This is a genomic window from Streptomyces sp. NPDC126510, assembly GCF_040302345.1.
Classification (GTDB): domain Bacteria; phylum Actinomycetota; class Actinomycetes; order Streptomycetales; family Streptomycetaceae; genus Streptomyces.
The window spans coordinates 63,198-78,117 of record NZ_JBEORR010000017.1; the positions used below are offsets into that span (position 1 = coordinate 63,198).

10 protein-coding genes are annotated in these 14,920 nt (G+C 71.7%); 8 read left to right on the forward strand and 2 right to left on the reverse strand.

Going from position 1 to position 14,920, the window contains the following annotated elements; all coding sequences use genetic code 11:
- Positions 1-150: 150 nt before the first annotated feature.
- Positions 151-2,547: a SpoIIE family protein phosphatase gene (locus tag ABTX60_RS24155; protein ID WP_352099085.1), complete on the forward strand. Its 2,397-nt coding sequence runs from the start codon at positions 151-153 to the stop codon at positions 2,545-2,547.
- Positions 2,548-2,553: 6 nt separating this feature from the next.
- On the opposite strand, the gene ABTX60_RS24160 is transcribed toward ABTX60_RS24155, so the two are convergent.
- Positions 2,554-3,459 (reverse strand): SDR family oxidoreductase, encoded by a 906-nt coding sequence (locus ABTX60_RS24160; protein ID WP_352099171.1) that lies wholly within the window; start codon positions 3,457-3,459, stop codon positions 2,554-2,556.
- Between the two features lie 211 nt (positions 3,460-3,670).
- Between ABTX60_RS24160 and ABTX60_RS24165 the strand changes: the two genes are divergently transcribed.
- Both ABTX60_RS24165 and ABTX60_RS24170 read left to right on the forward strand, forming a co-directional pair.
- On the forward strand, positions 3,671-4,984 hold the full coding sequence (locus ABTX60_RS24165; RefSeq protein WP_352099086.1) for an ATP-grasp domain-containing protein: 1,314 nt from the start codon (positions 3,671-3,673) through the stop codon (positions 4,982-4,984).
- Positions 4,985-5,000: 16 nt separating this feature from the next.
- Positions 5,001-7,040: a CocE/NonD family hydrolase gene (locus ABTX60_RS24170; protein WP_352099087.1), complete on the forward strand. Its 2,040-nt coding sequence runs from the start codon at positions 5,001-5,003 to the stop codon at positions 7,038-7,040.
- Between the two features lie 6 nt (positions 7,041-7,046).
- On the opposite strand, the gene ABTX60_RS24175 is transcribed toward ABTX60_RS24170, so the two are convergent.
- On the reverse strand, positions 7,047-7,982 hold the full coding sequence (locus ABTX60_RS24175; RefSeq protein WP_352099088.1) for a phosphotransferase family protein: 936 nt from the start codon (positions 7,980-7,982) through the stop codon (positions 7,047-7,049).
- A gap of 145 nt (positions 7,983-8,127) precedes the next feature.
- Here ABTX60_RS24175 and ABTX60_RS24180 point away from each other — a divergent pair, with 145 nt between their 5' ends.
- From ABTX60_RS24180 to ABTX60_RS24200, 5 genes are all read left to right on the forward strand, one after another.
- Positions 8,128-8,532, forward strand: coding sequence for a DUF779 domain-containing protein (locus ABTX60_RS24180; RefSeq protein ID WP_352099089.1), 405 nt, complete (start codon positions 8,128-8,130; stop codon positions 8,530-8,532).
- Positions 8,533-8,596: 64 nt separating this feature from the next.
- Positions 8,597-9,067 carry an SRPBCC domain-containing protein gene (locus ABTX60_RS24185; RefSeq protein ID WP_352099090.1) on the forward strand — a complete coding sequence of 157 codons (471 nt, stop codon included), beginning with the start codon at positions 8,597-8,599 and terminating at the stop codon, positions 9,065-9,067.
- A gap of 343 nt (positions 9,068-9,410) precedes the next feature.
- On the forward strand, positions 9,411-10,799 hold the full coding sequence (locus ABTX60_RS24190) for a cytochrome P450 (RefSeq protein ID WP_352099091.1): 1,389 nt from the start codon (positions 9,411-9,413) through the stop codon (positions 10,797-10,799).
- Entirely contained in the window at positions 10,783-11,787 is a 1,005-nt protein-coding gene (locus ABTX60_RS24195; RefSeq protein WP_352099092.1) for a (-)-alpha-amorphene synthase, read from the forward strand. The genes ABTX60_RS24190 and ABTX60_RS24195 overlap by 17 nt, the downstream gene beginning before the upstream one ends.
- A 193-nt stretch (positions 11,788-11,980) precedes the next feature.
- Positions 11,981-14,893: an ATP-binding protein gene (locus tag ABTX60_RS24200; protein ID WP_352099093.1), complete on the forward strand. Its 2,913-nt coding sequence runs from the start codon at positions 11,981-11,983 to the stop codon at positions 14,891-14,893.
- Positions 14,894-14,920 lie beyond the last annotated feature (27 nt).

Genomic DNA, 14,920 nt, shown 5'->3' on the forward strand with positions numbered 1-14,920 from the left:
GCCCCTGCCGGGGCACAACGGGGCGCGCGGCGATCGGACCGTACGCGCTGGTCACAGTGGCGCCTCTCGGCAGACGAGCCTCAGCGAGCCGGTAGCGGGACAATCGGGTGCAGGGACCGAGTAGGCAGGTGCGGTACATCCGGAGGCACCGTGCAGGGACGCGTACCGGAGGACTTGGCGGTCGTCGTCGACGCCGGCGGGGTGATCATGGTGTGGAGCGACGGTGCCCGCCGCCTGCTCGGGCACGAACCCGCCGAACTCGTGGGCCGGCCCGTCACCGACCTGCTCACCACCGACCTCCCCGAATCGACGCGGCGGCATGTCGCCGAGGGCCGGCCGTGGTCCGGCGAGGTGGCGCTGCGGCACCGGGACGGAGACCGGGTCGTGGTCCGGCTGCGGGGGACGCCGCTGCGGGACGCGGAGGGCCGGCGGCTCTGGCTCGTGACCGGCACCGTGCCGGCGTACCCGCGGGCCGCGCCCGGGCCTCTGCCCCTGTGGGACCTCACGCTCGCCCAGCTCCCCGTGCCGGTGGCCGTCTACGACCGGGACGCCCGGCTGGTCGGTGCCAACGACATCATGGCGGAGGTGATGGGCAGGTCGGTGGAGGAGATGCGGGGCCTGACCCTGTGGGAGATCGAGCCGAACCCGCCCTTCGACACCTATGACCGCCTTCAGCGACAGGTCCTGCGCACCGGTGAGATGATCTTCCACGAGGAGCACGGCACGGCCCCGGGCGAGATCCGGCCACACGCCTGGTCCATGTTCCTCTCACCGCTGAAGGACGAGACCGGCACGGTCCAGGGCATCTCGGCCACCGTGTTCGACACCACGGAGCAGTCCTGGGCCCGGCGGCGGCTGGCGGTGATCAACGAGGCGAGTCTGCGGATCGGGAGCACCCTGGACGTGACCCGGACGGCCGAGGAGATGGCGGAGGTGGCCGTCACCGCGGGGTTCGCGGACTTCGTCACCGTGGATCTGCTGGAATCCGTGGCCCGGGGCGACGAGCCGGGACCGCTGCCGCCGGACTCGCCGGTCATGCTGCGGCGCAGCGCGCAGCGGTCGGTACTGGAAGGCTGCCCGGAGTCGGTGGTGGCGCCGGGCGGCGCGATCCGCTACCCGGTGGGGACGCTTCCGCTGCGGACCCTGGCCGCCGAGCGGGGCGCCCGGCACCGGCCGGGGGATCCGGATCTGCTGGAGTGGCTCGAGTCCTCCCCCGACCGGGCCGAGACCGTGTCCAGGTATCTGATCCACTCGGTGATGATGGTGCCGCTGCGCGCCCGGGGTGTGACCCTGGGCATGGTGCACTTCCTGCGCCACCGGACCCCTGACGCGTTCAGCGAGGACGACCTGCTGCTCGCGGAGGACATCGTCGCCCGGGCCGCGGTGAGCGTGGACAACGCCCGGCGCTTCACGAGGGAGCGCCGCATGGCGCTGGCCCTCCAGCGCAGTCTGCTGCCCGAGCGGCTTCCGGACCTGGCGGCGATGGACATCGCCTACCGCTACCTGCCGACCGGGTCCGGTGCGGACATCGGAGGCGACTGGTTCGACGTGATCCCGCTGTCCGGCACCCGCGTGGCCCTGGTGGTGGGCGACGTGGTCGGCCACGGCATCCACGCGTCGGCCACGATGGGCCGCCTGCGGACCGCGGTACGCACGCTCGCCGATGTCGATCTCGCCCCCGACGAGCTGCTCACCCAGCTGGACGACCTGGTCATCCGGCTCGACCGGGAGGAGGGCCCGGGGGTGCGCGGGGCGGAGGAGACGCCGGGGCAGGTCGGCGCCACCTGTCTGTACGCCGTGTACGACCCGGTGTCCCGCCGCTGCACCATGGCCCGCGCCGGGCATCCGCCGCCCGCGCTGGTCACGCCCGACGGCGGCGTACGGTTCCTGGACCTGCCGGCCGGGCCGCCGCTGGGTCTGGGCGGCCTGCCGTTCGAGGCCTCCGAGATACAGCTGGAGGAGAACAGCACGCTCGCCCTCTACACCGACGGTCTGCTCGAGGCGCCGGGGCACGACCTTGAGGCCGGCACCGCCCTGCTGCGCCAGGCACTGAGCAGCCCGGCGGGCGCGTTGGAAGAGACCTGCGAACAGGTGCTGCGCACGCTGCTGACCGGCCGGCCCGACGACGACGTCGTGCTGATGCTGGCGCGGACGACCGTGCTCGACGCCGGGAAGGTCCGCACCTGGCAGCTGCCACCGGACCCCGCGGCCGTGGCCCGGGCGCGCAAGATGGCCGGTGAGCAGCTGGCCGAATGGGGGCTCACGGAGGCGGAGTTCGCCACCGAACTGATCGTCAGCGAACTGGTCACCAACGCGCTGCGGTACGGCGGCGCCCCCATCGAGCTGCGGCTGATCCGCGACGCGACCCTCATCTGCGAGGTGTCCGACGGCAGCAGCACCGCGCCGCATCTGCGCCGGGCCCGGGTCTTCGACGAGGGCGGGCGGGGGCTGCTGCTCGTCGCGCAGCTCGCCGAGCGGTGGGGCAGCCGCCAGACGGCCACGGGCAAGACCATCTGGGCGGAACAGCCCCTGCCCGCCGGGGTGTGAGCCGGGCTACCGGGTGTCGACGATGCCGCCGGTCACCGCGATGACCTCGCCGACCGTGTAGCTGGAGTCGGCGTCGGAGGCGAGGTAGACATACGTCGGTGCGATCTCCTCGGGCTGGGCCGCGCGCTCCAGCGGGGCCTCGCTGCCGATGTGGGCGAGCCCGTCCGGCGGCATGTGCGGATCCGCCTCGTTGAGGGGTGTCCAGGTCGGCCCCGGCGCGACCACGTTGGCCCGCACCCCCCGCTTGGCCAGGTGCACGGCGACGGACTTGGTCAATGTGATCAGTGCGGCCTTGGACGCCGCGTAGTCGATCATCGTGGTACTGCCCTTGAGGGCCTCCTCGGTCGCGGTGGCGATGACCGCGTCGCCGGGGCCGAGATGGGGCAGGGCGGCCATGAGCAGGTGGAAGTACGCGTAGACGTTCGTCTTGAACGTCAGGTCGAAGTCCTCCGCGGTCAGCTGCTCCAGTTCCAGTTTGCTGTTGAGGTAGGCCGCGTTGCTCACCAGGATGTTCAGGCCCCCGAGTTCCGCCACCGTCCGTTCGACGGCCGCTCGGCAGAACTTAGGGTCGGTGAGGTCGCCGGGCAGCAGCAGACAGCGCCTGCCCTGCTCCTCCACCTCGCCGCGCACGCGCTCGGCGTCCACCTGTTCCTCGGGAAGGTGGACGACGGCGACGTCGGCGCCCTCGCGCGCGTACAGCAGCGCCACGGCCCTGCCGATGCCGGAGTCGCCGCCGGTGATCAGTGCGGTCCTCCCCTCCAGTTTCCCCGCGGCCCGGTAACGGCTCGCCCGGTAGCGCGGCTCGGTGCGCATGTCGGCCTCGAGGCCGGGCCGCCGCTGCTTGTCGGAGTCATAGGGCGGGTCCGGCTCGGACACGACCTGGGGTGCGGACTTTTCCTGCTCGGGCTGCACATCTTCCCCTTTGCCGGTGTCGTCCACGGCGTGGCTCGGCTCGCCTGTCACGCCGTCCTTGCCCGGGCCGCGTTCCCACCACGGCGGCAGGCATGTCCCCTGTCGTCCGGAAGGGGGCGCGGTGTCCGGAGCGGAATGCCGGGAAGCACGAGGGGTACTCCGACGATCTTGCAAGCCGGCCTTCGGGCCGTACGTCGTCGGAAGGAGAGCCGTGTCTGACGAGACGGTGAAGAACGTCTTCGTGATCGGGCTCGACGAGGCCAACCTGCCCACGCTCCAGCAGGTCCCGGGAGCCGACCAGCTGCGTTTTCACCAGCTGCTGACGATCGAGGAGCTCCAGGTCGGCGAGGTGGACCTGCCGACACTGCTCGACAGGGCCCAGGGCGTGCTCGACGCGTTCGACGGCAGCATCGACGCGATCGTCGGCTACTGGGACTTCCCGGTCAGCACGCTCGTCCCGATGCTGAGCGAGCGCTACGGCACCCGCAGCACCAGCCTGGAGTCCGTGGTCAAGTGCGAGCACAAGTACTGGAGCCGGCTGGAGCAGCAGAAGGCCACCGACCGGCACCCGCGCTTCGGCCAGGTCGACCTGTCGGCCGAGCCGCCGCGCCCGCCGGAGGACGTGACCTTCCCGATGTGGCTCAAGCCCGCTCTCTCGTACTCCTCCGAGCTCGCCTTCGGAGTGGATGACGAGGAGGAGTTCCGCAAGGCGGTCGCCGAGATCCGCGACGGCATCTCCCGCATCGGCCGTCCCTTCGAGCACATCCTCGAACGCATCGACCTGCCGCCGGAGATGCACGGCGTGGGCGGCCGGGTCTGTCTCGCCGAGGAGGCGATGTCCGGCGTCCAGGTCGCCGTCGAGGGCTACGTCCACCAGGGCGAGGTGACGGTCTACGGGGTCCTGGACTCCATCCAGTACCCGGACTCCTCCTGCTTCCTGCGCCACCAGTACCCCTCGATGCTGCCGCCCCCGGTCATCGCCCAGCTGCATGACGTGAGCGAGCGCGTGATGCGGCAGATCGGGATGGACTCGGCCACCTTCAGCATCGAGTACTTCTACGACCCGCGGACCCAGGAGATCAACCTGCTGGAGATCAACCCGCGGCACTCCCAGTCGCACGCGGAGCTGTTCCAGTACGTCGACGGCGTGCCCAACCACCACTGCATGGTCCGTCTCGCCCTCGGCGAGGACCCGCACATGCCGCACCGCGAGGGCCCCTACGCGATGGCGGCGAAGTGGTACCACCGCTGGTTCACCGACGGTGTGGTGCGCCGGGTGCCGGGCCCCGAGGAGATCGCCCGCATCGAGCGGGAGACCCCGGGCGTCCGCATCGAGGTGATCCCCGGCCAGGGCGACAGGCTCTCGGAGCTGCCCGGGCAGGACAGCTACAGCTATGAGCTGGCGCACATCTACACCGGCGGAGCCGACGAGGCGGAGCTGCGGGAGAAGTTCGACCACTGCGTGGCCGCCCTGGGCCTGGCCTTCGAGGACGCCCCGGCCGGGACCGACGCCGCGCGAAAGTGAGGAGCACGTCACTTCCATGCGTTACGTGAGCAACCTGCCGTACGAGACGAAGGAAGAAGAGCACGTCACGATCCCGATGTCCGACGGGGTCCGGCTCTCCGCGCACATCTGGCGCCCCACCTCCTCGGACCAGGAGCCGGTGCCGGCGGTGCTGGAGTACATCCCGTACCGCAAGCGCGATCTGACGGCCGTACGGGACTCGATCCACCACCCCTACCTCGCCGGCCACGGTTACGCCTGTGTCCGCGTCGACCTGCGCGGCACCGGTGACTCGGAGGGCGTGCTGCGCGACGAGTACCTGGAACGGGAGCAGGCGGACGCCGAGGAGGTCCTGGCCTGGCTGGCGGAGCAGCCCTGGTGCGACGGCGGCACGGGCATGATGGGCATCTCCTGGGGCGCCTTCGCGGCGCTGCAGGTGGCGGCCCGCCGGCCGCCGAGCCTGAAGGCCATCGCCATCGCGTCCTTCACGGACGACCGGCACTCCGACGACATGCACTACATGGGCGGCGCCCTGCTGTCGGACAACCTGGCCGAGGCGGGCACCATGTTCGCCTACGGCACCTGCCCGCCCGACCCGGCGGTGGTCGGCGACCGCTGGCGCGAGATGTGGCACGAGCGGCTGGAGAACACCGAGCCCTGGGTGCTGGAGTGGCTGCGGCACCAGCGCCGCGACGACTACTGGCGGCATGCCTCGGTGTGCGAGGACTACACGAGCGTGCGATGTCCGGTCCTGGCCTCCAGCGGCTGGGCGGACGGCTACTCCAATGCCGTGACCCGGCTGCTCGGGAACCTGGACGTGCCCCGCAAGGGGCTGATCGGCCCCTGGTCGCACAAGTTCCCCCACCTCGGGGAGCCCGGCCCCGCGATCGGCTACCTCCAGGAGCTCGTGCGGTGGTGGGACCACTGGCTCAAGGGCGTCGACAACGGCGTGATGGACGGGCCGATGCTCCGGGCGTGGATGCAGGACAGCGTGCCGCCCTCCACCTCGTACGAGGAGCGGCCGGGCCGCTGGGTGGGCGAGCCGGACTGGCCGTCCCCGCACATCCGGCCCGTCACGCACCCGCTCACGCGGCACACCATCGGACCCCCGCAGGACGCGACCGCACAGGTGTCCGAGGGCGGTGCGGCGATGACCGTGCGCTCGCCGCTGTCCGTCGGCCAGTTCGCGGGCAAGTGGGCCTCCTACAACGCGCCCCCGGACCTGCCCTACGACCAGCGGGAGGAGGACGGCGGTTCCCTCGTCTTCGACAGCGAGCCGCTGACCGAGCCGGTGGAGATCCTCGGCTCGCCGAGCGTGGAGCTCGACCTGTCGGTCAGCGAGCCGGTCGCCATGGTGGCCGCGCGGCTGTCCGACGTGAGCCCCGACGGCGCCGCGACGCGCGTCTCGTACGGCATCCTGAACCTGACCCGCCGTGACAGCACGGAGAATCCCGAACCGTTGGAGCCGGGGCGGCGCTACCGGGCCACCATCCCGCTGAACGGTGTGGCGCAGGCGTTCCCGCCCGGCCACCGCATCCGGCTGTCCCTGTCGACGTCCTACTGGCCGCTGGCCTGGCCGGCGCCGAAGCCGGCCCTGCTCAGCGTGCACGAGCACTCCAGCACGCTCACCCTTCCGGTGCGGCCGGTGGAGGAGCCCGACGAGGTGCCGTCGTCACCTTTCGGCGAACCCGAGGGCACTGTCCCCTTGGCCACGACTCAGGTGACGCCGCGGGAGCAGCGCTGGGAGGTCAAGCGAGACCTGGTGGACTACCGCTCCGAGCTGGACATCGTGAAGGACCAGGGCACGGTCCGCTTCGAGGACATCGGTCTGGATGCCGGCCGCCGCGCCCACGAGCGCTACACGGCGGTCGCCGACGACTTCACCTCGGTCGGCGGCGAGACCACGTGGACCATGCGGTTCGGGCGGGACGACTGGGACGTCCGGGTGGTCACCCACACCCGGCTCACGTGCGACGAGACGGATTTCTTCGTCGACGCGACCCTCGACGCGTACGAGTTTGACCGCCGGGTGTTCTCCCGCACCTGGAACGAGAAGGTCCCCCGCGATCTGCTGTAGTCGGCGTCACCGCAGCAGGGCGGTGCACCAGCGGAAGTGCCCGTCGTCCGGGCCCATGCCGAAGAGGTCGTAGGTGATGAGGGCGTAGGCCCTCTGGTAGAGCTCCAGTACCTCTTCGGCATGGCCCAGTTCCCGGGCGAAGAGACGGGTCAGCTCGGCGGTGTGGTGGGCGGCGTGAGGTCCGTACATGTCCCAGACGGCGGCCGTGACGGCGGCCTCGAAGGCGGGGTCGCCGGCGGTGGTGCAGAACCCGAAGTCGAGGACGGCGACCGGGCGTCCGGTCTCGTCCATGTGGATGTTGGGCGGCACCAGGTCGCCGTGGACGACGCTGTCGGCCCGGTCGGGCAGCGCCCGCAGCGCGGCGGTCGTGCGGGACACGACGTCCGCGAGTTCGGGCACCCGCGCGGCGAGGGCGTGCCGGTTCCGGCCGGCCGCCCGTTCCACGAGGGCGGCGAGCGCGTCGGGGAAGCGGGAGTGGCCGTGCCAGAGCGGCCGGTCGTCACCCTGGACCACCAGGCGCCGCATGGCCTCGCTGCCCGGGACGGAGGCCAGTGCGCGCAGGACGGTGAGCAGGGCGTCGGTCTCGCTGCGGGGCAGGTCACGGGCGGGCGGCTCGCCACCGTCCTGGTCCGAGCGCAACGGGCGCCCCCCGAGCTCGCGTTCGTAGCTGACGAGCACTCCGTCGTGCTCCTCGACGTCGAGGATCTCAGGAGTGCCGAAAGGCAGGGGATGCGCGGCGATGTCGGCGTAGAGCCGCCGGGTGAGGCCGAAGTCCTCCGGAGGGCGCCTGTCCCAGACCTTGGCCACGGTCCCGTCCCGGAGCCGGTAGACGGTCCCCTCCATCCCGGCAGCGAGCCGCCTGGCACGGGGATACCCACGTCGGGCGAAGTACCGGAGCCAACGGTCGGACCGGTGCGTGTCGATGTCGGTCACACCCGGCATTCAACCAGTGCCCCGGTCGAGTCGCCGGGTCGGCAGGACGTCGCTGCCGCGCCAGCATCATGGCCCCTGCCGGTACGGCGGCGGATACTGGAGCACTCACGATACGGACCGGTTCCCGGCCCACCGTCGCCGCAAGGAGGGCCCCATGACCGTGCGCACAGGACGTGTCGAACTCACCCCCGCCGCCGAGGACCTGCTGCGGCGGCTGACCGGGACGCACGGGCCGGTGATGTTCCACCAGTCCGGCGGCTGCTGCGACGGCAGCGCTCCGATGTGCTACCCCCGGGGCGAGTTCCGGGTGGGTGCGTCGGACGTCCTGCTGGGGCACGTGGCCGGGGACACGCCGTTCTGGATGAGCGCCGACCAGTTCACGTACTGGTCGCACACCCATCTCACCGTGGACCTGGTCCCGGGGCGCGGCAGCGGCTTCTCCCTGGAGGCCCCGGAGGGCGTCCGTTTCCTGCTCCGCTCCCGTCTCCTCACCGACGAGGAACTGCGACGCCTCGCGTCGGAACCGCCCCTGCCGAACGGGGCGGACCACACCGCATAGGTGTTCCTCGTACGGACGGCCCGCGTCCGGGGCCCATTCACGGGGCGGCGCCTAGGCTGGCCCCATGTACACCTCCCGGATCTCCGGCCACGTCGACGCTCCTCGTGCCGCCGTCTACCGGGCGCTGGTGAGCGCGGAGGCGATCGCACGCTGGCGGGTGCCGAGCGGCATGAGCGGCGAGGTGCACGAGTTCGACGCCCGCGAGGGCGGCAGGTTCCGTGTCTCGCTCACCTACGAGGCACCGGACGCCTCAGGGAAGTCGGCCATGCGCACCGACACCTATCACGGGCACTTCGCACGACTGGTGCCGGACGAGCAGGTGGTGGAGGTGCTGGAGTTCGAGACCGTCGACCCGGCGCTGGGCGGCGCCATGACGCTGACGACCACGCTCACCGACGCGGAGGGCGGCGGCACCGACGTGCTGATGGTGCACGAGGGCATCCCCGACGCCGTACCCTCCGGCGACAACGAGACGGGCACGCGTATGGCCCTGGCGAACCTGGCCCGGCTCGTGGAGGGCGGCGGCTGCTTCTGAAAGTGCATTCTCCGGATGCGTGCATACGGAAAAGATGTGAGAAATCGCCGATAAGCCTCAACGGCGGAAGAAGACCACCCGTGGCATGACGTGCTTGGGAAGTGATTCACCCAGCGCCACCCCGTGCACCCGTGCGCCCCCCTGGAGAAGGGGTTCACCAAGTCGAGGCCCACTTGGACTGGGCAGGACATGGGGCAAGCGCCACTTCGGTGAAACGTCACCGTTTTCCCAGGTCGACTGAAGCAGGTGGTATTCGATGAACGGCTGCGTTCCTGAATCGGAACAGGCATGGACAGTTGGTACTGCTCCAGGCATATTCCCATCCATCGGCCACGGTATCGCCTTGTTCCGCCGGCCGCTGGATTTTCTGAATTCTCTTCCCACGCGGGGCGATCTGGTCGAGATACGCCTCGGCCCCCGGCGGGCGTGGATGGTGTGTCACCCGGAACTGGTCCACCGGATGCTCCGGGACACCCGCACCTTCGACAAGGGCGGACCCCAGTACGAGAGGCTTCGGGCCCTGATGGGTGACGGGATCGTCACCTGCCCGCATGCCGAGCACCGGCGTCAGCGCCGTTTGCTGCAACCCACTTTCCGCCCCCTCGGCGTGGCCGCGCAGACGGACATCATGGCCGAGGAGGCCGCGTCGCTGTGCCGGGACTGGCGCAGCGGGCAGCGAATCGATGTCAGTGCCGGCACGCTGGGTCTGACGACCCGTCTGATCAGCCGGCTGCTGCTGTCCGACTCGCTGGGTCCCGCCGCGACCGACGAGGTGCGGCACTGCCTCGCCGCCATCGTGCGGGGCCTGTTCGTGCGCACGGTCGTACCGGTCGACGCCCTCTTCCGTCTCCCCACACCCGCCAACCGCCGTTACCGGCGGGCGGTGGACCGGGTGCGCGAACTCATCGGCACGGCCATCGACGAGCGCCGCGGGGGCGCTCCCCGCGACGATCTGCTGGGGCTCCTGCTGAACGCCGCAGCGGACGCGGACGGCGGGCCTTCGATCACCGAGCGGGAGGTCCACGACCAGTTGGTGTCCCTCCTGCTCACCGGTTCCGAGAGCCCTTCGATGTGTCTGGCCTCCACCTTCAGCCTCCTGGCCCGGCACCCGGACGTGGAGCGGCGGCTGCACGCCGAGGTCGACACCGTCCTCGCCGGCCGGTTGCCGGACGCCGACGACCTGCCGCGTCTGGTCTACACCCGGGCCGTCCTCACCGAGACGCTGCGCCACTCCCCTCCCGGCTGGCTCTTCACGCGGGTCACCACCCGGGAGACCGAGTTCGCCGGACGCCGGCTGCCGCGGGGAACCACGGTCCTGTACAGCCCCTATCTCCTGCACCACGACCCCGCGTCGTTCCCGGAGCCCGAGGCGTTCCTGCCCGAGCGCTGGCTGGCGGGCGAGGCCGCCGCCCGCCCGCACGGGGCGCTGATCCCGTTCGCGGCGGGCAACCGCAAGTGCATCGGTGACCTGTTCTCCATGGCCGAGATGACGGTGGCCCTGGCGACCATCGCCGGTCGCTGGCGGTTACGGCATCCGGCCGGGCGCGTCCCCTCCCCGCGCCCGGGGGCGACGCTGGGGCCGAGGTCCCTGACGATGATCTGCGCATCACGGTCGGACGCGCCGGGCGACACCGCGCCGCACGGCCTCGCCCTCACGCCGGGCACCGTGCGGGCGGCATCCAAGACGGAGAACACCCGGAGGGACGGTGACAACGGTGTCCACCACGCATGAGGAAAGGGCGGCCCTCGCGCAGGACGTGCTTCCCGCGTCCACCTTGGCCGAGCTGATCGACGCTCACCTCTACATGCCCTTCCCGTTCCGGCGCAGTCCGCACGAGGCGGCTGTCACGGCGGGTGTCGACGAGTGGCTGCGCGGGACGGGACTGAGCGACGAACCAGGCGTCCCGGCCATGATCTCCCACACGCGCCCGGCCGAACTCGCCTCCTACAACAGCCCCGACGCGGATCCCGGCATCCTGCAGCTCGTAGCCCACCAGATCGCCTACCAGTTCGTCTTCGACGACCGGGCCGAGGAGGTCGGCCGGCACCGGCCCGGCCGGCTGCTGCCCATGCTGGGCGAGAGCATCGCGATCCTGCGGGACGGCGCACCGCCCGACACCCCGCTGGGAGCGGCCCTGTCCGACCTCTACCGGCAGGTCCGCGCCCGGTGCACACCCGCACAGGCCGCCCGCTGGGCGTGGAAGAGCCGCGAGTACGTGCACGGACTGCTGTACGAGGCGGTGGCCCAGACCCACCCCTCCCCCCTGCGGCCCGGGCTGTGCACGTCGATACGGTCCCTCACCGCGGGCGTCGAGCCCTTCCATCCGCTGTGCGAGGCCGCGCAGCCGTGCGAGCTGACCTCCGCGGAACTCCATCACCCGGTCATGCGGCAGCTGAGCCGGCTGTCGGCCGACGCCGCGGTGTGGATCCCCGACCTCTTCTCCGCTGTCAAGGAGCAGCGGTCCGGCGAAATGATCAACCTGGCGCTCGCCTACCAGCGGGCCCATCGGTGTTCCCTGCCGATGGCCGTCACCCTGGCCATCCAGCAGATCAACCGCACGATCCGCGAGTTCGAGAGCCTCTACGCCGAGATCGAACCGGAGTTGAGCCCTTCGGGCGTCGGCTACGTGGAAGGCATGGCCGGCTGGATCCGTGGCTGCTACTACTGGTCCCGCACCGTGCCGCGCTACGCGGACGCGGCGGCTCCGGGCCTGCGGTGAGAGGGCGCGTCGTCAGAGTGCCGGGCGGGTGCCCATTCGGGCCACGGTACCCGCCCTGCCCGCATTTCACGCGGCTGTAGAAGGTCATTCACCCTTCTTTGTCGTGCTCGTTCCGGATTCCGGAACGGTGTCCCTCGGGAGGCGTACGCTCGCGCTGCCTCCCGATGGCCGACGACAGGAAGCGGTACGGCACATGGCGAATGAGCTGCGGCAACCCACGCCCGAGAACCGGCCGTTGCTCGAGCGCCGCAAGGAGCTGCGGGCACTGGACTCGGCGTTGAGGGGCCTGCGGGACGCCGTCGAGGGCGTCCCTCAGGCACCGCGCGGTGGGCTCCTCGCCTTCACCGGTCCGGCCGGGATGGGCAAGACCGCCCTGTTGACCGAGGCCCGCGCCCGTGCCCGGGCACAGGGGTTCACCGTGCTGTCGGGCAGGGGCGGCGAGAAGGAGCAGGAGCTGGCGTTCCACCTGGTGCGCCAGGTCGTTCAGCCCGCGCTGGCGCCGATGGACGAAGAGGAGCTCCGTACCTTCCTGGGCGGCTGGTACGACATCGTCGCCGCCGCTCTCGGTCTGGTCGCCACGCCGAGCGGCCATGTCCCGGACCCGACCGGGGTCCGGGACGGTCTCGACTGGGTGATGACGCGCCTGGCGGTGATGAAGACGCCCGTGGTCCTGCTGCTGGACGATCTGCACTGGGCCGACGTCGAGTCGCTGACCTGGCTGGCCTCGTTCGCGCCCCGGGCCGTGGACCTGTCGATGCTGATCGTGGTCGCCTTCCGGCCCGACGGACTGCCGCTCGAGGCAGCGGCCTTCAGCTCCCCGTCCGCCGACCTGGGGAGCCGTCCCTTCACTCTGGCGCCGCTCAGTGCCACGGCCGTGGCCCGGATCGTCCGGGACGAGGTCGGCGAGGAGGCCGAGGACGCGTTCTGCGAAGAGTGCTGGGAGGTCACCGGAGGGAGCCCGTTCGAGGCGGTGGAACTCTCCATCAGGCTCGGCGAGCGCAGGCTGAGGGGCACGAGCGCGGACCTGCCCGCCATGCGTGACCTGGCCGCCGCGGTGAAGGGGCCCGGGCTGATCGAGCGGCTCCGGGGGTTCGGTACCAGCACTGTCCGCTTCGCCTACGCCGCGGCCGTCCTCGGGCGGGCCATCTCACCGGAACTGGCCGCCCGAATCGCGGCGATCGGCAGCACGGCGGCGGCCGAGGCCACGGAGAAGCTGCGCGCCGCCCGTGTGCTGGCCGACGGCGAAGTGCCCGGAGGGAGCCTGGAGTTCCTCCACCCGCTGATCGCCACAACCATCTACCGGTCCATCGGGCCGAGCCTGCGGGAGGGACTGCACAACTCGGCCGCGGAGGCCCTCCGGGCGGCCGGGCTCGGCCCCGCCGCCGCGGCCCGCCACCTGCTGGAAGTCCCCTGCGAGGGCAGCACCGAGGCCGTGGCCTGTCTGCGGGAGGCCGCCCGGGAGGCGCTGCACTCCGGCGCCCCGGAGGCGGCCCGGCGGCTGCTGAACCGGGCCCTGCAAGAGCCACCGATGCCGGAGGAGCGTGCAGCGCTGCTGCACGAACTCGCCTGCGCGACCTTCCTCATCGAGCCGACGGCGACCGTGACGCATCTGCGTCAGGCGCTCGCGGAACCGGGCGTCGATCCCGAGTTGCGTGCCGCGATGGTGTACCGGCTGACCCAGGCCCTGGCCCACACCGACCGGATGGCGGAGGCCGCGACGGTGGCCGCGGACGAGGCGCACCGGGCCGCCGCGCATCCCCGGATCCGGCTGCGGATGCAGGCCGACCACTTCGTGTGGAGCGCGTTCCGCACCGACGAGCCGGACTCGGCCGGCCGTTCGCGGAAGCTGGCCCGGCTCGCCGACCGCCTGCCCGGACGTGGTCTGGAGGAGCGCTACATCATCGGGTCGCGCGCCTGGGACGCGATGATGTGCGGCGAGCCCCGCCGGAAGGCGCTCTCGTATGCCGAGGAGGCCCTGCGCGGCGGGCTGAGCTGGACCCATGAGAACCACGGCTTCGAGGTGCCCGTCTCGGTCGCGCTGGTGTTCATGTACTGCGACCAGCCCCGACGTGCCGAGGAGCTGTTCGCGAAGGGCATGGCCGAGTGCGAGTCGAAGGGCTGGCGCGGTTCCCACCTGGCCCTGGGCCAGACGCTCTCCGGGTACATCCGCTACCGCCGCGGCCTTCTGGCCGAAGCCGAGAACCTGGTGCGGGAGGGTCTGCGCATCGCCGACCGGGTGGAAGGCGCGGTGCCCGCCCAGTGGTTCGCCGTCGGCATCCTCATCCAGACGCTCCTGGCCCGCGGCCGGGTCGTGGCGGCACGCCGGCTCGCCGACTCGTACCACTACGGCGACGTCATCCCGAACGCCGTCATCTACCCCGACCCGCGCACCGTCTACGCCGAACTGCTCCTCGCGGAGGGCCGGACCGACGAGGCCGCCGCCCTGCTGACCGACGTCGGCGATTGGCTGGAGGGCCGGGAATGGCGCAACCCCTCATGGTGCCCCTGGCAGCTGGGGCTGGCCTCGGCCCTGTCGCGCAGTGCTCCCGACCGGGCGGTGCGCCACGCCCGGGACGCGGTGAAGCGGGCCCGGGACTTCGGCGCGGCATCCGCGATCGGCCAGGCGCTCCAAGCTCAGGCGGAGGTGACGGGCGGTGAGGCGGGGCTCGATCTGCACGCGCAGGCCGTCGACCATCTGCAACAGTCGCCCGCGGCGTACGAACTGGCCCGTGCCCTGGTCGGCCACGGCGCCGCGCTGGCCCGCGACGGCCGTCTGCACCAGGCCGCCGATCGTCTCTACCAGGGCCTGGAAGGCGCGGTGCACTGCGGTGCCGAGGGCCTCGCCGCCCGCGCCAGGCGGGAGCTGTCGGCGGCCGGACTGCGGCCGCTGCCCCTGCGCTACGCCCAGACGGACACGCTCACCGCGCAGGAGCGCAAGGCCGCCGAGATGACGGTGGGGGGCCATGCCTCGGCGGTCGTGGCCAAGGAACTGCGCCTCACCGAGGAGGGGGTGCGACGGCTGCTCTCGTCCGTCTACCGCAAGATCGGCACGGACGCGGAGGGCCTGGTCGCGGCGCTGGAGACGTTCCCCCGGCCGCGGCCGTGACCGATGCCCGCCACGTCCCGGTCGCCG

Coding starts and splice junctions, on each gene's coding strand:
- ABTX60_RS24170 (WP_352099087.1), top strand. CDS start 5,001: ATGCGTTACGTGAGCAACCTGCCGTACGAGACGAAGGAAGAAGAGCAC.
- ABTX60_RS24175 (WP_352099088.1), bottom strand. CDS start 7,982: ATGCCGGGTGTGACCGACATCGACACGCACCGGTCCGACCGTTGGCTC.
- ABTX60_RS24180 (WP_352099089.1), top strand. CDS start 8,128: ATGACCGTGCGCACAGGACGTGTCGAACTCACCCCCGCCGCCGAGGAC.
- ABTX60_RS24185 (WP_352099090.1), top strand. CDS start 8,597: ATGTACACCTCCCGGATCTCCGGCCACGTCGACGCTCCTCGTGCCGCC.
- ABTX60_RS24200 (WP_352099093.1), top strand. CDS start 11,981: ATGGCGAATGAGCTGCGGCAACCCACGCCCGAGAACCGGCCGTTGCTC.